At 64.0% G+C, this 19,277-nt stretch carries 19 protein-coding genes; 9 read left to right on the plus strand and 10 right to left on the minus strand.

What is annotated here, in order from left to right; translation table 11 throughout:
• Positions 1–74: 74 nt before the first annotated feature.
• Both EXR94_06560 and EXR94_06565 read right to left on the minus strand, forming a co-directional pair.
• Complete coding sequence (locus EXR94_06560; protein ID MSR02386.1) at positions 75–1,796, minus strand: PQQ-dependent dehydrogenase, methanol/ethanol family; 1,722 nt, start codon at positions 1,794–1,796, stop codon at positions 75–77.
• Positions 1,797–1,880: 84 nt separating this feature from the next.
• Complete coding sequence (locus EXR94_06565) at positions 1,881–2,450, minus strand: hypothetical protein (GenBank protein ID MSR02387.1); 570 nt, start codon at positions 2,448–2,450, stop codon at positions 1,881–1,883.
• 270 nt (positions 2,451–2,720) lie between these two features.
• Here EXR94_06565 and EXR94_06570 point away from each other — a divergent pair, with 270 nt between their 5' ends.
• Together EXR94_06570 and EXR94_06575 are read left to right on the plus strand one after the other, a co-directional pair.
• The gene (locus EXR94_06570) at positions 2,721–2,957 is read left to right on the plus strand and encodes a SelT/SelW/SelH family protein (GenBank protein MSR02388.1); all 237 of its coding nucleotides are present in this window, start codon (positions 2,721–2,723) and stop codon (positions 2,955–2,957) included.
• A gap of 12 nt (positions 2,958–2,969) precedes the next feature.
• Complete coding sequence (locus EXR94_06575; GenBank protein ID MSR02389.1) at positions 2,970–4,118, plus strand: ATP-dependent 6-phosphofructokinase; 1,149 nt, start codon at positions 2,970–2,972, stop codon at positions 4,116–4,118.
• On the opposite strand, the gene EXR94_06580 is transcribed toward EXR94_06575, so the two are convergent.
• The 5 genes from EXR94_06580 to EXR94_06600 all read right to left on the minus strand — a co-directional run bounded on the left by EXR94_06580 (position 4,115) and on the right by EXR94_06600 (position 9,023).
• Positions 4,115–4,462, minus strand: a complete 348-nt coding sequence (locus tag EXR94_06580; protein ID MSR02390.1) for a 4a-hydroxytetrahydrobiopterin dehydratase — start codon at positions 4,460–4,462, stop codon at positions 4,115–4,117. The genes EXR94_06575 and EXR94_06580 overlap by 4 nt on opposite strands.
• Positions 4,463–4,474: 12 nt before the next feature.
• Positions 4,475–4,987: a 6-pyruvoyl tetrahydropterin synthase family protein gene (locus tag EXR94_06585; GenBank protein MSR02391.1), complete on the minus strand. Its 513-nt coding sequence runs from the start codon at positions 4,985–4,987 to the stop codon at positions 4,475–4,477.
• On the minus strand, positions 4,977–6,530 hold the full coding sequence (locus EXR94_06590) for an AMP-dependent synthetase (GenBank protein MSR02392.1): 1,554 nt from the start codon (positions 6,528–6,530) through the stop codon (positions 4,977–4,979). The genes EXR94_06585 and EXR94_06590 overlap by 11 nt, the downstream gene beginning before the upstream one ends.
• Before the next feature lie 10 nt (positions 6,531–6,540).
• Positions 6,541–7,812 (minus strand): MFS transporter, encoded by a 1,272-nt coding sequence (locus EXR94_06595; protein MSR02393.1) that lies wholly within the window; start codon positions 7,810–7,812, stop codon positions 6,541–6,543.
• 62 nt (positions 7,813–7,874) lie between these two features.
• On the minus strand, positions 7,875–9,023 hold the full coding sequence (locus EXR94_06600; GenBank protein ID MSR02394.1) for an acyl-CoA dehydrogenase: 1,149 nt from the start codon (positions 9,021–9,023) through the stop codon (positions 7,875–7,877).
• A gap of 219 nt (positions 9,024–9,242) precedes the next feature.
• Between EXR94_06600 and EXR94_06605 the strand changes: the two genes are divergently transcribed.
• Complete coding sequence (locus EXR94_06605; GenBank protein ID MSR02395.1) at positions 9,243–9,605, plus strand: hypothetical protein; 363 nt, start codon at positions 9,243–9,245, stop codon at positions 9,603–9,605.
• A gap of 188 nt (positions 9,606–9,793) precedes the next feature.
• On the plus strand, positions 9,794–10,399 hold the full coding sequence (locus EXR94_06610) for a hypothetical protein (GenBank protein ID MSR02396.1): 606 nt from the start codon (positions 9,794–9,796) through the stop codon (positions 10,397–10,399).
• Here EXR94_06610 and EXR94_06615 read toward each other — a convergent pair.
• Together EXR94_06615 and EXR94_06620 are read right to left on the minus strand one after the other, a co-directional pair.
• Positions 10,389–10,853: a nuclear transport factor 2 family protein gene (locus tag EXR94_06615; protein MSR02397.1), complete on the minus strand. Its 465-nt coding sequence runs from the start codon at positions 10,851–10,853 to the stop codon at positions 10,389–10,391. The two genes, EXR94_06610 and EXR94_06615, sit on opposite strands and share 11 nt — an antisense overlap.
• A complete protein-coding gene (locus EXR94_06620) occupies positions 10,846–11,421 on the minus strand; it encodes a DUF1211 domain-containing protein (protein ID MSR02398.1) in 576 nt (191 codons plus the stop codon). Before EXR94_06620 ends, EXR94_06615 begins: the two co-directional genes overlap by 8 nt.
• Positions 11,422–11,499: 78 nt before the next feature.
• Between EXR94_06620 and EXR94_06625 the strand changes: the two genes are divergently transcribed.
• The 5 genes from EXR94_06625 to EXR94_06645 are packed head-to-tail and all read left to right on the plus strand — an operon-like array spanning position 11,500 to position 19,033.
• On the plus strand, positions 11,500–12,027 hold the full coding sequence (locus tag EXR94_06625; protein MSR02399.1) for a RidA family protein: 528 nt from the start codon (positions 11,500–11,502) through the stop codon (positions 12,025–12,027).
• A gap of 3 nt (positions 12,028–12,030) precedes the next feature.
• Positions 12,031–14,598: a DEAD/DEAH box helicase gene (locus EXR94_06630; GenBank protein MSR02400.1), complete on the plus strand. Its 2,568-nt coding sequence runs from the start codon at positions 12,031–12,033 to the stop codon at positions 14,596–14,598.
• The gene (locus tag EXR94_06635; GenBank protein ID MSR02401.1) at positions 14,595–16,052 is read left to right on the plus strand and encodes a serine hydrolase; all 1,458 of its coding nucleotides are present in this window, start codon (positions 14,595–14,597) and stop codon (positions 16,050–16,052) included. The genes EXR94_06630 and EXR94_06635 overlap by 4 nt, the downstream gene beginning before the upstream one ends.
• A 3-nt stretch (positions 16,053–16,055) precedes the next feature.
• Complete coding sequence (locus tag EXR94_06640) at positions 16,056–18,086, plus strand: S9 family peptidase (GenBank protein MSR02402.1); 2,031 nt, start codon at positions 16,056–16,058, stop codon at positions 18,084–18,086.
• On the plus strand, positions 18,083–19,033 hold the full coding sequence (locus EXR94_06645) for a pyridoxal-phosphate dependent enzyme (protein ID MSR02403.1): 951 nt from the start codon (positions 18,083–18,085) through the stop codon (positions 19,031–19,033). The genes EXR94_06640 and EXR94_06645 overlap by 4 nt, the downstream gene beginning before the upstream one ends.
• A 4-nt stretch (positions 19,034–19,037) precedes the next feature.
• Here EXR94_06645 and EXR94_06650 read toward each other — a convergent pair whose 3' ends face one another.
• The gene (locus EXR94_06650) at positions 19,038–19,241 is read right to left on the minus strand and encodes a hypothetical protein (GenBank protein MSR02404.1); all 204 of its coding nucleotides are present in this window, start codon (positions 19,239–19,241) and stop codon (positions 19,038–19,040) included.
• Positions 19,242–19,277 lie beyond the last annotated feature (36 nt).

A 19,277-nucleotide genomic window follows, 5' to 3' on the forward strand; every position in this document is an offset into this window, starting at 1 on the left:
TCTCGCTTGGGTCGTCGGTAATCTGCCGCCGCAGCCGGCCAGCAGGATGAGGAACCCGACTCGCCCGGACCTTGTCACAGACTGAACACGATCAGGGTCCCACCGGGGTTGCTGATGTTCGCCATTTTCGGAAATGCCCCGTTCGCTCCCAACCCGATCCATCCGCCGAGGCCGGCCAGGATCGCCACATATTGTTTGCCATCGGGGCCGAGGTAACTGATCGGACCGCTCACGATGCCCGAGGGCGTCTTGAACCGCCACAACTCGACCCCGGTTTTCCCGTCGACCGCTTTGAACCACCCGTCCATCGTCCCGTAGAAAACCAGACCGCTCGCCGTGCTGAGAATCCCCCCGGTGACGGGGTACGTCTCCTGGGCCTGCCAGGCCACCGACCCCGTGGCGGCGTTCCAGGCAATCACCCGGCCCCGATTCGGTCCGGGGGCGGAGACCATCTTGATGGTCGCCCCGAGGTAGGGTTTGCCGGGCGTGAAGGTCACGGGAGTTGGCGTGAGATCCATGCAGAGATTGCCCACCGGAACGAAGAACAACCCGGCGGCCGGAGAATAGCTCGCGGGATTCTGACCCTTGGTCCCGACCGCCGCGGGGCAGATGCCGGCCGTGATCCCAGCCTTCTGGACATACCGTGGGTCCACCACCGGTTGCCCGGTGCCCAAGTCGATGCGAGAGGTCCAGTTGGCCGGACCGAACCGCTCGGCCAACAGCACCCGGCCGATCGCCCGATCGATGGTATAGGCAAACCCGTTCCGGTCGAAGTGCACTAGGGCCTTGACCGGTTTCCCCGCCAGGGTCAGATCGGCGAGAATGGTTTCATTCGACGCGTCGTACCCCCATTGATCGTGCGGGGTGACCTGATACGCCCACCGGACCTTGCCGGTCGTGGCTTCGCGGGCAAAGATCGTGGAGCTCCACTTGTTGTCACCGGCCCGGATGGAGGCGTTGTACGCCCCGGGGTGGTCGGTGCCGTAGAAAATCAGGTCGAGGTCGGGATCGTACGAGATCCACCCGGAGGCCGTCGCGCCGCCCCGGGTCCATTCATTGCCGGGCCAACTGGAAACGCCGAGATCCCGACCCCGGTGGGACGGATACTGCACGTTAGGCTCGCCGTCGATCAGCACGTCGGCATCGGGTCCGGTATGATAGGCGCGCCATGCCAGTTTGCCGGTCGCCGCCAAATAAGCCGTCAGCGTCCCGCGAACCCCGAACTCCGCCCCGCCGGTTCCGACGATGACCAGGTCCTTGACGACGAGTGGCGCCGCCGCCATCGTGGCTCCGAGCCGGCCGTCGGCGTTCTTGAGCCGCCAAATCTCTTTGCCCGTCTTGGCGTCGAGGGCCGCCAACTCGCCGTGGAGCAGCGGCACGAAGAGCTTGCCGCTCGGGTGGTATGCCAGGCCCCGGCTGCCGGCGTCACAACATCCGGTGGGAGGGATGGCCCGGGCCACGGCGGCAGGCACCGCGTAACTCCACAGCACGGGAGCCCCCGGTTTGCCGAGGTCGAGGGCGAACACCGCATTCGGAAACGGCGAATGGAGATACATGACCGAGCCGACCACCAGCGGGCTTCCCTCGTGCGCTCCGAGAAGACCGGTGCTGAACGACCAGGCGGCCTTGAGGCCGGCCACGTTCTGGGGAGTGAGTTGAACTAGCGAACTGTGTCGGGTCGAGGCGTAGTCGTGGCCCGGCAGCTGCCATTCACCGGCGGGTGCCGGGCGCTGGCCCGCGGCCGGCGCCACCCAGGCCGCGACCACCAAGATTCCGAGCGCTGCTGATCGACCCATGACGCCCACCCTCGCGGAGACTGTGGAAGGGTATCTGGGGACGCGTGGTCTACTCAAGCCGTCCCGTCCCGCCGGTCGCCAGGGTCAGTCGGGTTTCTGGACGGGGCATCCGATCGGGTCGACCGACGTGCCTTTCGGGGTGGTGGGGCACCGGTCGATGCCGTTGAAGACCCCATCGCCGTCGAAGTCCGATGGGCAACCGCGTCCATCGGTCAGGGCGCCCTTGGGCGTATCGGCGCACCGATCCCGGCGATTGCTGACGCCGTCGCCGTCGGCATCCGGCCCTGATCCCCGGCTGCTCCGGCCTCCGCTCGAGGTCAGAAAAGTGAGGCCGACGCTCGTCCCGAATGAGGTGTATTGGTATGCCGATCGGTTGCGGATCATCCCCTCGGCCCGCAGTTGCAGGGCCCTGGCTACGGGAGACCGGAAACCGGCCGCTACGATGATGGCGCCGTGAGCATTGCAGTAGGGTGCTACCCCGATCGCACAATTCGGCCGGAGCTTGCCGTACCCACCACGGAGGTAGATGCTCCCGGCCCCGACCGGGATGTTGTAGACCAGGCTTCCCGCTGCGTGGACCAACCGCAGGCTCGTTCCGGAGACCGACTGGCGCAGGCTCGTGACATCCATCTGGTCCTCAAGCTCAAGGTGCATCGGCAACCAGATTCCAAACCGGGCACCGGCACCAAAGCCCCTCGGGCCATCGAGGATCGTTGTTTTGTTGTGCCAGACTACCGAGGGCAGATATCTCGAGCGTCCCGGCCGTTTGGGCCGACGCGTCGCCAGTCGCTACCGCCAGGAGGCCCACTGCTAGGAGCTTGGACCAAGCGCGCATATCGTTATAAATAGGCCACTTACATAGGGTTTGACAAGCGGCTAGGATAGTCTGGAGCGGTGCCACCCCACTCATCGGAGAAATTCCGAATGCACGTTTCGATCCAGTACTGCGTTCAGTGAAATTACCAACCCCGAGCCGCCAGGCTGGCGGCTGAGCTCAAGGATGCGTTCCCCACAGTCGAGATCACGATGCTGCCCTCGTCCGGTGGCGTCTTCGAGGTGACGGTGGATCAGGTCGTGACCTTTTCGAAGAAGGCCCTCCGACGGCACGCCGAACCGGGTGAGGTCGTCGGGCTGATCCAAAGCAAGAAACCGGCGGTTTAGGAAGGGCCAATGATGCGGGTTGCGATTTCGACCGGGGGCGGCGATGCCCCCGGACTCAATGCCGTGATTCGAGCCGTCGTGCTGTCCGCCCACCAACGCGGGTGGGAGTGCTTCGGGATCCGGCGCGGATATGACGGGCTCTTCGTTCGGGGCGGCGGCCGCTCCTTTTCCTACGGGAGCGCCTATGAGGGGCCGGATCGTCGTCGTGGCGATCCGGCGGGTGGCCTGATGCCGCTCGGTCCCGATCAGGTTCGGGGCATTACCCACCTGGGAGGCACAATTCTCGGGACTACCAATCGCGGGAACCCGTTTCATTGGCCGACCCGGATGCCCGACGGATCGATCCAGGAGATCGATCGGTCCGGTGAACTCCTGGAGTCGTTCCAGCACTATCGACTCGATGCCTTGGTGGCCATCGGCGGCGATGGGAGTCTGACGATCGCTCACGACCTCTGGAGAAGAGGCATTCCGGTCGTCGGCGTACCGAAGACCATCGACAATGACGTCGTCGGGACCGAGGCGACCTTCGGCTTCGACACCGCCGTCGCGACGGCGACTGATGCGCTCGACAAGCTCCACACCACGGCGGAAAGCCACGATCGGGTGTTCGTCGTCGAACTGATGGGACGGAACGCCGGCTGGATCTCGCTACACACCGGCGTTTCCGGCAGTGCCGACGTTATCCTGATCCCGGAGATCCCATTCGACATCGAGAAGGTCTGCCAGAAGATCCGAGATCGCGAAGCCAATGGCCGCCACTTCTCGATGATCGTCGTGGCTGAGGGTGCCCGACCAAAGAATGGCAGCGTGGCTCTGCTCGAGACGGCCAAGACCGGCATGGTGGAACGGTTAGGCGGGATTGCGGCTCAGCTCGCTGCCACCATTGCCGAGCGGACCGGCAAGGAAACCAGAAGTCTGGTGCTTGGGCACCTCCAGCGCGGCGGTTCACCTACGACCTTCGATCGCTTGCTGGCGCTTCGGTTTGGCTCGGCGGCGGTGCGGGCCATCGCCGACGGCGACTTCGGATCGGTGGTGGTCTACACGCCACCGACCATCAGCCGGCGCCGGATCAACGAGATAATGGGCAAGCAAAAACTGGTGCCCCTCGACAGCGGCGTCATTCTAACGGCCCGGAGCCTCGGGATTTCCTTCGGAGACTAGTTCGGTTTGACGAACGGAGTGGCCGGACCGGCCAGCGCGGACCCGGGACCCGGCTTCCACCCGACGTGTCGCTCGATCAGGGACGCGACTTCAAAGTCCTTGGCCGTTATACCCCCGGCACTGTGGGTCGATAACGAAACCGTCACCCGGGGCCAGGTAATCAACACCTCGGCGTGATGGTCGGCTGCTTCGCAAATAAATCCGATCGCGTTGGCCACTAACATCGACCCACGCCATCCATCGGTCGGAAAGACCCTTTGAATGACTCCGCCGGCTCGCTGCCACCCGGGGATCGCGGCCAGCCCGTCGGCAATCTCGGCGGTCGACATCGCCCGCTCAGCCATGGGGGCTCTCGGTCATTGGAGGTCCAGTCGAAACCGGCCGCTCTGACCGGGACTTTCCTCGACGTCGACCAACACCGACCTAACGCCGGCCATCCCCTCGAGGGCCAACCCGTCTCGAACTGCGAGGGCCAGATACTCGGCCAGTAACTCCGCCGTGGTATCGGAAACCGGGACGACCGCGACATGGGCGGTCGGGAACTGGAACCGGCGAACGCCCCGATATTGGACCACGGTGGCATCACCCTCCGTGCCAATCACCACCGTCGGGTTGGCGGCCGGTACCAGGACCTTGTGGTCGATTCGGTCGATCACGGGTCGCAAGATTTTCTTGACCACGGCGAAGTCGACCACGAAGCCGGTGGTCCGGTCAACCGGTCCCTCGACCAGCACCGTGACGATGTAGTTATGCCCGTGAAGCGATTCGCACTTGTGATTGGGGATCGTCAAGAAGTGCGCGGCGGAGAAGGTCAAATAGTCCTTCGACACCGAGACCGAAAAGTGCCCCCTCGTCGTGTCAGTTGCCATACTCGGCCCGAAGCTCCTTCTTGAGGACTTTGCCCAACGCGTTGCGAGGAAAACTCTCTCGCAGCCGGACCCCGGCCACCCGCTGGTGTTTCCCGACCCGTTCGTTGATCCACTGCTTGATTGCCTCGAGATCGGGGGTGACACTGGGCCGCGGGATGATTAGGGCCAGTGGCACTTCGTCCCATCGCGGGTCGGGAATCCCGATCACCGTGACGTCCGCGACGTCGGGGTGCTCCGCGGCGACTTCTTCAATGTCCCTCGGGTACACGTTGAACGCGCCTGACAGGATCATGTCCTTCTTGCGGTCGAGGATGTACAGAAAGCCCTCATCGTCGAGCTTGCCGATGTCGCCGGTCTTGAGATAGGTCCGTCCGTCGCTCGCCACCCAGATCGCCTCGGCCGTGGCGTCAGGCCGATTGTGATAGCCTTTCATCAACCCGGCACCCCAGCCGATGATTTCGCCGATCTGGCCCCGGGGTAGCTCGTTCCCGGCCTCGTCGATGATCCGAATGTCGCTGCCCAGGCCTGGGGTGCCGACTGAATCAGCCTTGCGGAGGAGATCCTCGGGGCGGAGGATCGTATTGATCCCCTCCGTCAGCCCGTACAGTTCGAGAAGGACCGGCGCCATTTCGGCCATGACTCGGCGCTTGAGATCGGTCCGAAGCGTGGAGCCGACCGAAGAGAGCAACCGCAACGAACTCAAATCGGTCCGAGGAAGGTCCGGGTGCGCCAGCACCGCCTGATACTGAGGCGGGACCATCAGGGTGTGAGTGACGCGTTCCTTCGCGATCAATCGGAGAAACTCGCCCGGGTCGAACTTCGGCATGATGACCAGCCGGCCGTGCACGAGCAGGGTCGGCAGGAACATGATCCAGGTGCCGTTGCTGTAGAGCGGCGTCGTGACCAGGGTGACCGACTCGGTCGTGAACCGGTATTCGACGCAGAGGCCGAGGGCGAAGTTGGCCCGGTTGTAGTGGGTGTGGACGATCCCCTTCGGCGTCCCCGTGGTCCCCGAGCTGTAGATGATGACGCATTCATCCGCGACACCAATCCTGACTGATGGGGGGGTGGCCGATTGGCCATCGCGCCACCGGTCATACCCAGTCCATCCTGGCGCCTCGAACCCGACGGAAAACCATCGGGTTTGGATATCCGGTAGCGCCACGAGCTCGGGCTCGATAACCCGGTCGAAGCTCGGACTGACGAAGATCGCCCGAGCGCCACTGTCCGCGACCATCCGGCCGAGCGCCGCTCCCGGTGCGAGGAGCGACAGCGGCACCACCACACAGCCGGCCCGGCCGATGGCCAGGATGATCTCGACCATGTCGGTGCTGTTGCTGGTCAGGATCGCCACTTTGTCGCCCTTGACCAGTCCGGCGAGGAGCAAGCCGTTCGCTGCCTGACTGACGCGCCGGTCTAAGGCCTCCCACGTGAGACGGATCTCTCCGCAGACGACCGCCTCCCGTTTCGGGTAAAACGTCGCGTTGCTGCGGAGGATGTCGGATAACGATGCCACCGGCAGCTGGTCGAACGACTGCACCATGGGTCTCCCTCTAGGTTTCCGGTTGCCAGGTCTTGCTCGCCTGAGCGGCGATTCGGAACGGCTTCAGCGTGACGAGAAAGGTGATCGCGGCGGCGGTCAGCCCGACGACCGTGACGGTCAACAGAGAGCTCCCGATCCGCATCTCGTCTTTGAAGGCGTAGTCGGTCAGCCACGCCACGAAGAATGGTCCGAGCGTTTGTCCGACCAGGTTGATCACGAACAGATAAAGCGCCGACGTCTGCGCCCGCATCGGAACCGGAGAAATTTCTTGAATCCCGGCCGCCGCCGCACCGAATCCGAACGACGCGAAGAAGGTCGAGGGGATCAACGCCCACTCCATCGCCCCGGTCGGGGCGAGCAGGAACAGGAACCCGGCTAACAGCTCTCCGGTCAGCCCGATCAGACCGATTCGGATCTTGGCGTCGGCGTATCCACTCCGGGCAATCCGGTCGCCAAGCCACCCGCCAACCACCACGCCGGCGACCCCGAAGGTGGCCGTCCAAAGTCCATAATAAAGCCCGACGTGTTGAGGCGTCCACCCGTGAACCCGCTGGAGCCACGTCGGAACCCAGTAGGCCCAGCCGTAGTTCACCATCGCAATGAAGGCGAAGCCCAGGTTGTGCCCAAGGAACGCTCGGCGATGGCGTTTGATGTACCGGATCACCTCCTCCAGAGGTAGTGGCTTAGCGGAGCTGCCGCCGCTCATCGCGCCCCGGGTCGGTTCGCGGAGCGTCCCGACCCAGAGCGCGAGCAGGAGCCCCGGCAATCCCACGATGAAGAACACCGCTTGCCAAGGCCTGACCTCGCCGACCAATGGCACCGTCCACATCATGGCGGTGGCCACTCGGCCGGTGACCCAGCCGCCGAGCATCAGGGCTAAGCCGCTTCCGAGATAGATCCCGAGCGAATAAACGCCAATGGCCGTGCCTAGGCGATCCTTTGGAAAATAATCGGCGATGAGGGAGTAGGCCGGGGGCGAAAGCGCGGCCTCGCCGACGCCAACGCCCATCCGGGCCAGGAACAGTTGCCAGTAGTTGCGCGCCATGCCCGAGAGCGCGGTCATCACGCTCCAGACTGCGATTCCCCACGCGATGATCCGTCGCCGGCTCGTCCGGTCGGCCAGCCGGCCGATCGGGAGCCCCAGAATGCTGTAGAACAACGCGAACGACAGACCCATCAGCAGGCTCATCTGGGTGTCGCTGACGCCAAGATCGTGCCGGATGGCTGGCACCATCAGGGCCAATATCTGGCGGTCGATGAAGGAACAAACGTACGCGACCATGAGCACGGCCACGACGTACCAAGCGTAGAGCGGCCGGAAGGGGGGTTCGGAGGCCACCGGGATCAGCCGCCGGCCACGAGTTTGCGGCCGATGATTTCCTTCATGATTTCGTTGGAGCCCCCGTAGATCATGGCTACCCGATTGTCGGTGTAGATCCGCGAGATCGGATATTCTTGCATGTAGCCATAGCCGCCGAACAGCTGGAGGCCTTTGTCCGCCACCCGTTGGGCCATTTCGGTGCACCACCATTTGGCCATCGAGGCCTTTTCGGTGGTCAGGACGCCCTGATTGAGATCGACGATGCATTCATCGATGAAGCTCCGCCCGATCTGGGCCTCGGTTTCCATCTCGGCCAATTCGAACCGGACATGTTGCAGGGCCGCCAGTTTGCCGCCGAAGGCCTCTCGTTCGCAACAGTAGTCTCGGGTCAGCGCAACGGCCGACTCCGCGCTCGCCACCGATCCGGCGGCGATCGTCAGGCGCTCGACCGGGAGATTGTGCATCAAGTACCCAAAGCCCCGGCCTTCCTCACCCAGGAGGTTGGCGACCGGCACCCTGACGTCTCGAAAGAACAACTCGGCCGTGTCTTGGGCGTGCTGACCGATCTTCTCGAGGTTGCGGCCCCGTTCGAAGCCCACCATGTCGCGTTCCACCACCAGCAAGCTGATGCCTTTGTGGCCCGCCGCCGGGTTGGTGCGCGCCACGACGATGACCAGGTCGCTGAGAATTCCGTTGCTGATGAAAGTCTTCTGCCCATTGAGGAGATAGTGGTCGCCCTGGAGGATCGCGGTGGTCTGAATCCCCTGTAGATCACTTCCCGCTGCTGGTTCGGACATGGCGATGGCGGTAATGATCTCGCCGGAAACAGCCCCCGGGAGCCAGCGGCGCTTCTGCTCCGGCGAGCCAAGTTTGGTGAGATACGGCACCACGATATCGGTATGCAGCGGATAGCCCACCCCGGCGACCCCGGCCCACGCCAACTCTTCGGTGATGATCACGTTGTACCGAAAATCGGTGACCCCGCTTCCTCCGAATTCTTCCGGAACGTCCAAGCAAAGGAAACCCTGGCTTCCGGCCGCCGTCCAGGCTTGCCGCGAGACCATCCGGGCTGCTTCCCAATCGGAGTAATGCGGAACGACTTCCCTGGCGAGAAACGCTCGGAAGCTGTCGCGAAACGACTCATGCTCCGATTCAAAGAGACGGCGTGGCACGGGTACCCCTCTGCGGTTGGGACAGAATCGAGGACGCGGTAAGCTACCGACTTCGTGGAGTCGTGGCCAACTGTCCCATCCCGGGGAAGTGATCCGTCCAAATCGAGGGACACTCGGCCCCGGATCGATCGGTTTCAGTAATTGTTGATTATCGACTTACGTCGATGGCACAAGCCTCGCTATTACCGGAGCCCGGAGACGCTTCAACCGGAGGACACCATGTTCGCTCGTCGCATTGCCCTGATGGTTGGATTGGTCGGCCTCGGCGCCGATCAGTCCGGTTCCGCCCAGCGGGTTTCCGCTGACATCCATATCGGCTCCGGTCCGGTTGGCGCCACGATCCGGCTCGGCGATCGCCCGGACTATCGGATCTACGGCCGCCCGCGCCGGGCCTATGCCGAGGTGGTTCGTCCGGTCCGAGTGTATCAGGATGACCGGCGGTTCTACCGCTATGACGACTTCGATCGCTACGACCGGGATCAGCGCCGTGGGAACGACCAGGGCCGGGGCGACCGCGACCGGTACTACAAGCGCAATGGTAACGGAGACGAGAACCGGTGGGAGCACGACCACCAGCACTAGTCGAGCATCATGGTAGTAAGGGTCAGCCAACCCTTCCTCGTTGAGCCCCCTTGCTCAAAATACCGGCTGACTCAGGAGACCCGAGGCTCCCAGCCGAGGGTACAAACAACCCTGCGACGGCGGGGTTGTTTGTTTTCGGCGCTCGGCGCTCGGCGGGGTAGATTTGGGGGACCTTTTGGCGGGGAGATATGATGCTGGTGATTGGGGCGGTGGTGGCTTGTTTGGTGGGTCCGGCTGGGGCGGTTCGGAGTGATTCGTTGGTTCGGCTCTATGAGGGCGGGCGGACTTGGGTGGAGTTCTTTGAGGCGGCCAAGGATCGGAAGCCGATGTGGACGGATAACTACCAGGCTGGGGCGCCGGATTCGATGATCGGGGACCGGGCCAGGGCGGTCGGTGGGCAGTGGAGGATCCTTGCCGTGGCCGAGGATTGGTGTGGCGACTCGGCCAATACCGTGCCGTATTTGGTGAGATTGGCGGAGCAGGTGCCGGGGCTCGACATCCGGATTGCCAACTCGAAGGATGGCCGGTGGCTGATGGAACGGCACCAGACGCCGGATGGCCGGGCTGCGACGCCGACGATTGTCTTGCTCGATGCCGCCGGGGAGGAACGGGGGTGCATCATCGAGCGGCCGCTAAAGCTTCGGGTGTGGGTGAGCGAGAACAAGTCCAAGTTGTCTGACGACGACTTTCAGAAGGCCAAGATGACGTGGTACCGGGAAGACCGGGGCCGGGAAACCGTCCAAGAGATGGTCTCGCTGCTCGAGGCGGCCGGCAAAGGACCTACTACCTGTTGAGTTTGGTGGCGTGGTAGCGCTCCATCATCCATTGGCCGTTTCGTTTTTCGAAGACGACGGTTTCCAGGAAGTGCAATGAGTCTGGGCTCCCGGTCTTCGGGGTCCAGACTTCGTCGTTTCGGAAGCTCGTCCAGGCGAGGTTGCCGCGGACTTGGGTTTCGAATCCAGACATCGCGGCCGTCTGACTCCCGGCTTCGAAGCCACTGACGATTCCCTGGACCAACCCGTCGCGGTCGATTCGGGTCGTGTCTTCGAAGATGAAGAACGAAGGCAGCAGGGGGGCGGCAACGCCGGCGGAATCGTGGGCATTGATGGCCGTGTACCACCGCGTCAAGACCCCCTCGATCGCGGTGATCTCAGCGGGATCGTTGGGAAGGGCTTGGGGGCCGCCGCCGGGCTGGCAAGCCACGGCCAGGAGTAGGAGGCCGACTCGGCTATTCGCGATCTTAGTCATTGAGGACTCGCTCGATTCTGGGGTCGGGAACCAGCCACATTACCGCCACAACCACATAGACAGCAAGGGCGAGCCAGCGGTTGACGAACGCCAGCGGGACCGCGACGGCATACAGAGCCAACGACATCTTGCCCTTGAAATCGCCGCTAACCGCGGTGGCGAGTTGGGAATCGCTCCCGTGGCGGGCGATCGGGGTCCTGGTCAGGACAAAGTAGCCAACACCGGCCATCAGCACGACCAAGCCGTAGAGCGCGACAGGCAATTCGGCGAAGTGGTTTTCGCCCATCCACCCAGCGGTGAACGGTACCAGGGAAAGCCAGAAGAGCAAGTGAAGATTGGCCCAGAGGCTGGCCCCGCTGACGTACCGGACCGCGTGAAGCAAATGATGGTGGTTGTTCCAATAAATGCCGATGAATGTGAAACTCAGCACGTAGCTGCCGAACACCGGGGCGAGGTTCTGGAGCGCGGCCAGGGATGGCTCGTGGGGGACTTTCAACTCCAACACCATGATGGTGATGATGATGGCAATCACGCCGTCGCTGAACGCTTCGAGTCGGTTCTTTGACATGAAACCAAAATAGCCGGAGTTTGGCCCGGCAGGCACAGGGTAGTAGGATTCCATTACCCCCCCCACCTGGATGTTGCGATGCGTCGATTCCTCGGGAGCCTCTCATTCCTTGCGGCCGTGGTCGCAGGCCCGCTGATGGCCCAAGCCGACCCGGAGGCCAAACTCAAAGAGCTCGGGATTACCCTGCCCGCCGTGGGCGTACCCCTCGCCAACTACGTTCCGACCGTCCGGACCGGGAATCTGGTGTTCTTGGCCGGGCACGGGCCGGCCCAACCCTGGACGAAGACGGCCACCGGGAAGCTTGGTCGGGATTTGACCGTCAAGGAGGGGTACGAGGCCGCCCGGAATGTCGGGATCAACCTCTTGGCCTCCCTCAAGGCCGAGATCGGGGATCTGAAGAAGGTGAAGCGCATCGTCAAGGTTCTTGGGATGGTCAACGGAATCGATACGTTTACCGAGCAGCCGGAGGTCGTGAACGGTTTCTCGGATCTGATGGTGACCGTCTTCGGGCCGAAGGGGAAGCACGCTCGTTCGGCCGTCGGCATGGGGTCGCTGCCCCGGAATCTGTCGGTTGAGATCGAGATGGTCGTCGAAGTGGAGCCCTAGCGGTTGCGCCCGATCCGAGATCACAATCTTCCGCCGGACCCGGCGGCGTACCGGGCGGCGCGGCCCAAGGGCCGAGTGATTGTCATTGCCCCGACCCGGGCGGCTTGTGAGACGATCGAACTTGCGCTCGGCTCAACGTTCGAGACGCTGCTGATCCGGGAGCACGGCCAAGAATTGGTGGCCTGGGCTGAGGCGCGGAAGGGCTTCGGAATCGTGGCCGGCACCGGGACCGGGAAGACCCTGTCGGTGCGGCTCTTTGCCGAGGCCATCCTCGGGGAATCGCTCCGCTACGGAGTGGTCAATCGTGAGCGGGAGGCCACACCCGAGACGCCGTTCTGGAACGTCATCGTGGCGACGACCGGGATTGCCCGGCGGTGGTTTCAGGACGAGCTGATCACCGCCGCGGATACGCTGGTGGTCGACGAGATCCACCAGACGTCGGCGGAGCTTGAGTTGTGCCTGGCCCTCGGCAAGCGGGCCGGTTGCCGGTTCATCTGGCTCAGTGCGACGGTCGATCCGACGTTTTACGCCAGTTACCTCAAGAGCGATCACGTCCTCGAGACCTCGGCGTTCGATCCGGCATTGAAGGCCCGGGTTCACGTCATGGCGAAGGACACCACCGAATTCTTCGACGACCGGACCATCAAACGATTGATCCGGGAACGCCGTGGCGTCGCGGTCTTCGTGCCGACCCGGGCCGAAGTGGAACGGTTGGCCGCCGAGTTGGGAGCCAAGTGGCCCGGACTGACGGCGGCCTTCTATCACGGTGGCGAACCGATTCGGGTCATTCGTCCCTTCCTTGAAGGCCAGGTCGACAAGCCGTTCCTGCTTGCGATGACCGCGGCCGGGCAATCGGCGCTCAACCTGCCCGGCCTCGACACCGTGGTGATCTACGATGCCCGGTACGGCAACGTCGTCGACCGGGGGCGGAATGTGCTGCACCGGTTGTATTTGGGTGCCAACGAAATCCTCCAGATGGCGGGCCGGGTTCATGGCAGGGTGGCCAACGGCGAGGTGACCATTCTGTCCGACCGGCCCCTTCGGTTCGAGGATCTTCGCCCGACGCCGCCGGAATTCCAGCTGGCCGGCGATGCGGAGCGGGTCGCGCTGACGTGCGCCGCCATGGGAGTGGATGCCGCCGACCTCGAACTGCCGGTGCCGCTCGATCGAACCGCGTATCGAAAGTCAGTAGCGCTATTGACGGAGCGCGGCCTCATTGCCGGAGGCCGGCTCACAAAATATGGCCGCGATGTCGAGGCGATGCCGGTCGAGCGCTGCTGGGGCGAGCTGCTGGTCAGCAGCGAGCCGGACTTGGCCCCGATGCTGGCGGTCGCCTCGGCGGTCGATTCGACCCATCGGATGACCCGGGAGGAACGTGACCTCCGCGGCGTCGCCATTCAGGGGAGCGACCACCTGACGGCGTACAACATCTACGCTGAGGCGGTGAACCGGTTCGGCGTGGTGGGCGAGGTTCATGGACTCGAGCGCCACGGATTCGAGGAAGGGATCGCTGAGTGGGCGGAGGAGCGAGGGGTCTTGGTCAAGGCGATCGAGGATGCCGCGATGGGGATGGCGTCGGTCTACCGCTCGCTCGAATTGAAATTGCCGCGGGGGCTTCCCTACGTCAGCAAGGAACTCAAGAGCCAGTTCGCCGACTTGGTGGCCCGGGTGATGCCGTTCGATTTGGTGATTGACGAACGGACGGCGGATGGCCAAGAAGCGCGGATTGGGAAGCGGTCGTTCGCGGGCAACTGGGGCGCGGTGGCCGGGTCGCTCCGGTTCTTTGCCGACCGGTTCGGGGTGCCGCGCGCGTCGGTCGAGGGGACGACGATCTCGTACGATCAGGTTCGTCAGTACGCGAAACGGGGCGAACCTGAGGTCACCGTGAGCGGCTCGCGGAAACATCAGCGACTGCTGGTGGGCCACACCTTGTCGTATTTTGGGTTTGACCTCGAGACGATCCGGGAGCCGTTGCCGGATCTGATTCCCGAGGCCCTCCGTCCCACCGCGATGAATGCGCTGATCGATGGCGTCATCGACGGCAGCATTAACCACCCCGACCAAGGCAAGATTCGGCGAGCGGCGCGGGAGCTCGAGGAGTATTGGCGTCGGTCCGGAGGCGTCCTCGCAGCGGCCAGCCCCGACGGGGTTCGTCGCGCGGTTTCCGCTCAGCTCGAAGGCGTCACCAGCTGGTCGGATTTCATGAAGCGGCGCCTGGAACTCGATCCGGCCGATCACATCGCACTGGAACAGCGGGTGGCGTTGGATCAATTGCCCGCCACCGTGCGGTTGTTTGGCGACGCGACGGCGATCGAGTACGATATCGATCGGGGGGTTGGGGTCGCCCGGCTTCGGCTTCGGGAGGGTCAGGCCCGGCGGATGACGGAGGATGATCTGCCGGTGGTGGACCGGCCGCTCCGTTTTCAGGTGCTTCGCGGAGAGGACCCGCCGATCGAGGCGGAAACGTTGGCGATGTTGAAGGGGTTGATTAATGGCTCGGCGACTCGGCGCTCGGCACTCGGCACTCGGCAGAATCAGCAGCGGCATCAGCGGTCTCGGAGGAGACGATGAATTGGCGATTCTTGGTGGGGGTTGGATTGGTGGGGGGGTGCGGGAAGGGGGCGCCGTCGGTGGTGGATCGGACGGCGGAGGCGGTAGCGGCGGTGGCGGCGGGGCTTCGGCCGCCGATGGCGATTCAAGGGGCGCCGGAGGTGGTGTACCGGTTGGCGGACCGGATGTCGCACTATCACGTGCCGGGGGTGTCGGTGGCGGTGGTGGACAGCGGGCGGATGGTGTGGGCGACGGGGTTTGGGGTGAAGGAGGCGGGAACGGCGGATTCGGTGTCTGCTGAGACGATCTTTCAGGCGGCGTCGATCAGCAAGCCGGTGGCGGCGACGGCGATGTTGCGACTGGTCGAGGCCGGGAAGTTATCGCTCGATACGGCGGTCAATGTCTATCTCACCAGTTGGCAACTTCCAAGCAACCAGTTTACGGCGAAGCAGGCGGTCACACTCCGGCGGGTCGTGTCGCACAGTGCTGGACTGACGATCTCGGGGTTTCCCGGGTACAAGGCCGGCGATTCGGTGCCGACGGTGCCCCAGGTCCTCGATGGGACGAAGCCGGCCAATACCGGCCCGGTCCGGGTTGACGTGGAGCCGGGGAAGATCATGCGGTACGCGGGCGGGGGCACGACGATCATGCAGTTGGTGCTCACCGATGTCACGGGCGAATCCTTTCCCGCGTTGATGAAGCGGTTGGTGATCGATCCGATCGGGATGACGAGCAGTACCTACGAGCAACCGCTGCCCGAATCACGCTGGGCCGAGTCGGCCGCGGCGCATGAGGCCGACGGGATCATGACGCCGGGGCGGGCCCATACCTATCCGGAAATGGCGGCGGCCGGACTCTGGACGACGCCGACTGACTTGCTCAAGTGGGCGATGGAGATTGCGGCCGCCAGGGCAGGAACATCTACCAAGGTGCTCTCGACGGCGACCGCGATTGAGATGCTCACGGTCCAGAAGGCTCCCGCTGGGTTGGGTCCGTTCCTGGATGGTGCCGGCCGCGGCTTCAACTTCGGCCATACCGGGGGGAATCATGGGTTTCGGTGCGAGGTGATCTACTTCCCGGAAACCGGACAGGGTGCGGCCGTGATGACCAACGGCGAGCAAGGGATCGCGCTGGTGAAGGAAATTCTCTATTCGATTGCGGCTCATTATCGATGGCCTGAGTACGGACCGCGGTCGGTGTCCCTGGTGGCCTTGGATTCGGTTCAGCTGGAGCGGTACGTCGGAACCTATGAGGCCGCCAAGCCCTTTCCGGTCTTGCTGGTGGTCAGCCGGGAGGGCGGGAAGCTCTTTGCGGAAGCGAAGGGGCTTCTTCCGCGCGAAGAGTTCGGTCTTACGACCGCGGAGAAGTCGATTGGGTTCCAATCGGGCAGTGAGGGAACCTTCCTGATGGGGCCGAGAGGTAAGGTCCTCGGAGTCGAATTTTCGGGAAATAAACTGATGCGGAAGGCCAAATAGCCAATGCGGACGACAGCGTCGATACTGGGGTTGGTGGTTGGTGCGGCAACACTCTCGGCCCAGGTGCCGGGGCCGAGTTTTCGGGACGTCATCAACCTGCAGAGCCTCGGCTCGCCGGCGATTTCGCCGGACGGGAAGGCGGTGGCCTATACGATCCGGACGACTGATTGGAAGGACAACCGGTTCGACACGGAGATCTGGTTGTGGCGTCAGGGGGCCGGCTCAATTCAACTGACCCGGTCGCCCAAGGGCAGCAGTACCGCGCCACGATGGTCACCGGATGGAAAGTGGCTCGGTTTCTTGGCCGACCGGGGCGACCGGCAGCAGTTGTATGTGATCGGGGCCATGGGCGGAGAGGCGATTCGGCTCACCGGCCTCAAGGATGGCGTGGCCGACTATCGGTGGTCGCCGGTGGGTGGGAAGATCGCCTTGGCGGCCACCGAGCCCGAGACCGAAGCCGCGACCAAAGCGAAGGCGCTGTACGGCGACTTCTTCATGGAAGAGAATGACTACCGGATGACCCATCTTTGGGTCATGGACGCCGATCCGACCCGGTGGCTCGGCGACTCGACCGGGCTGCCGAAGCCGACCCGGCTGACCGAGGGCGGCGCCTACACGGTGGGTTCGTTCGGGTGGTCGCCGGATGGAAGCCGGATTGCGTTCGATCACCGACGCGATCCGCTGCTGCACTCGGGGTCAACGACTGATATCTCGATCGTGACGGTGACCAATCGGGCCGTGACGCCGTTGGTGGTTCGAATTGGATCGGACGGGTCGCCGGTGTGGTCGCCCGACGGGCAATGGGTTGCCTTCACCACGTCCGCAGGCGATACCGTCTCCAATTTCTACAAGAACAGCCAGCTCATGAAAGTGGCGGCGGGAGGCGGAGTGCCGACGCGGTTGGCGGCCGACTTCGACGAGATGATCGGCTCGCTGTTGTGGACGCCGGACGGGATTTGGTTCACGGCCTTCAACAAGACGACGTCGGGCTTCGTCCAAGTCGATCCGGTCACCGGCCGAGCGGAGCGCGATACGGGGTCGCCGTTCGTGGCGATCGGTGGGGCCGATGTGACGCGGGACGGCAAGTGGTGGGTGATCTCGGCGCAGAAGGACGGGATGTCGTTGCCGGAGTTGTACCGGGGCGAAGTGACCGGGCCGGGCGGGCCGGAAAAGCTGACCGACATGACGGCCCAGATTGCCTCGTGGAACGTCGGGCAAAACGAAGTGGTGAGCTGGCCGAGTCGGGACGGCACGATCATCGAAGGCGTACTCCACAAGCCGAAGGACTGGCAGCCGGGGAAGAAGTACCCGTTGTTCGTGGTGATTCACGGCGGGCCGACCGGGATCGACGTTCCCCAGCCGGCGCCGTTCTACGTCTATCCGATTCCCCAGTGGGTGGCCAAGGGCGCCCTGGTACTCCGGCCGAACTACCGAGGCTCGGCTGGCTATGGCGAGAAGTTCCGGTCGCTCAACGTCCGGAACCTCGGCGTCGGCGATATGTGGGACGTGATGTCGGGTGTTGACCATCTGATCAAGAATGGCATGGTCGACAGCACCAAGATGGCGGCCATGGGTTGGAGCCAGGGCGGGTACATCTCCGCGTTTCTGACGACCAATACCTCGCGGTTCAAGGCCATTTCGGTGGGGGCCGGAATTTCGAATTGGGTGACGTACTACGTCTCGACCGACATCTATCCGTTCACGCGCCAGTACCTCAAGGCCACGCCGTGGGACGACATGGCGATTTACCTCAAGACCTCACCGATGACGGCGATCAAGCAGGCCCGGACGCCGACCTTGATTCAGCACGGGCAGTTCGACTGGCGGGTGCCGATCCAGAATGCCTACGAATTGAACCAGGGGTTACTCGATCAGGGGGTCCCGAGCGAGCTGATGGTCTACCGCGGCTTTGGGCACGGGATCAACAAACCGAAGGAGCAGCTCGCAGCGGTGTGGCATAACTGGCGGTGGTTTGGGAAGTACATCTTCGGCGAGCAAGTGACGATTCCGCTGGACGAACCCCCGACGCCGTGATCGGCGTTCCGACGCTCGATGAGATCACCGCAGCGCGGGAACGGCTGAAGGGCTTTGCCGTTCGGACGCCCTTGGTGCGGTGGTACGAGGGGCCGGCGGAGATCTATCTCAAGCTCGAAACATTGCAGCCGATCGGTTCCTTCAAGATTCGAGGCGCCCGGAATGCGCTCGCGACGGCTCCGGCCGGGGCGCTGAATGCCGGAGTGTTTACCGCGAGCGCCGGCAACATGGCCCAAGGAGTGGCGTGGTGCGCCCGGGACCTCGGGGTTCCGTGCACGGTGGTGGTGCCGGACCATGCGCCCGCCACCAAGCTCGAGGCGATCGGGCGGTTAGGCGCGGCGGTCATCAAGGTGCCGTTCGACCGGTGGTGGCGGGTGTTGCAGGAGCGGCGGTTCGAGGGGTTGGACGGGTTCTTCGTCCATCCGGTGTCGGATCCGGCGGTGATTGCCGGGAACGGCACCATCGGGCTTGAGATCGCCGAGGATTTGCCGGACGTCGATCTGGTGCTGGCTCCCTATGGCGGCGGCGGGTTGTCCTGCGGAATCGCGGCGGCGCTCCGGGCGGTGGCGCCGGGGGCGCGGGTCGTGGCGGTCGAGCCGGACACGGCGGCGCCGTTGGCGGCGTCCCTGGCGGCTGGGGTGCCGACTCCTGTGAACTATGTCCCGACGTTCATTGACGGATCGGGTGGCAAGTCGGTGCTCGCCGAGATGTGGCCGTTGGCGCGGGATCTCTTGGGCGGGTCGGTGCCGGTGTCGGTCGCGGAGGTTGCCGAGGCGATTCGGCTGATGGCGGAGCGGGTCCGGATCGTGGCTGAGGGTGCCGGAGGGTTGGCGCTGGCCGCGGCGCGGTCGGGCCGGGTGCCGGGCCGGAAGATCGTCTGTGTGGTGTCGGGCGGGAATCTCGACGCGGCCCGATTGATCACCATACTAGAGGGGCGGGTGCCGTAACGGACTACTTCACGAACCGCCGGTAGGTCTCCTCGTCGAATCCAACCAACAACGTTCGTCCTTTCCGAGCGGTCGGCGCCCTGAGGTTGCCGCTCGGGCCGATCAACAGCGTCGTGATCTCGTCTTTGGACGGTTCCGCGCCTTTCAGGACGAGGTGCACCACCTTCTTGCCTTTGGTGGCATAGATCTCGTCGATGCCCTCCAGCACATCGAACGCGTGTTTGGCGCTGATGGTGTGCTTCTT

It is taken from the genome of Gemmatimonadota bacterium, from assembly GCA_009692115.1.
Classification (GTDB): domain Bacteria; phylum Gemmatimonadota; class Gemmatimonadetes; order Gemmatimonadales; family GWC2-71-9; genus SHZU01.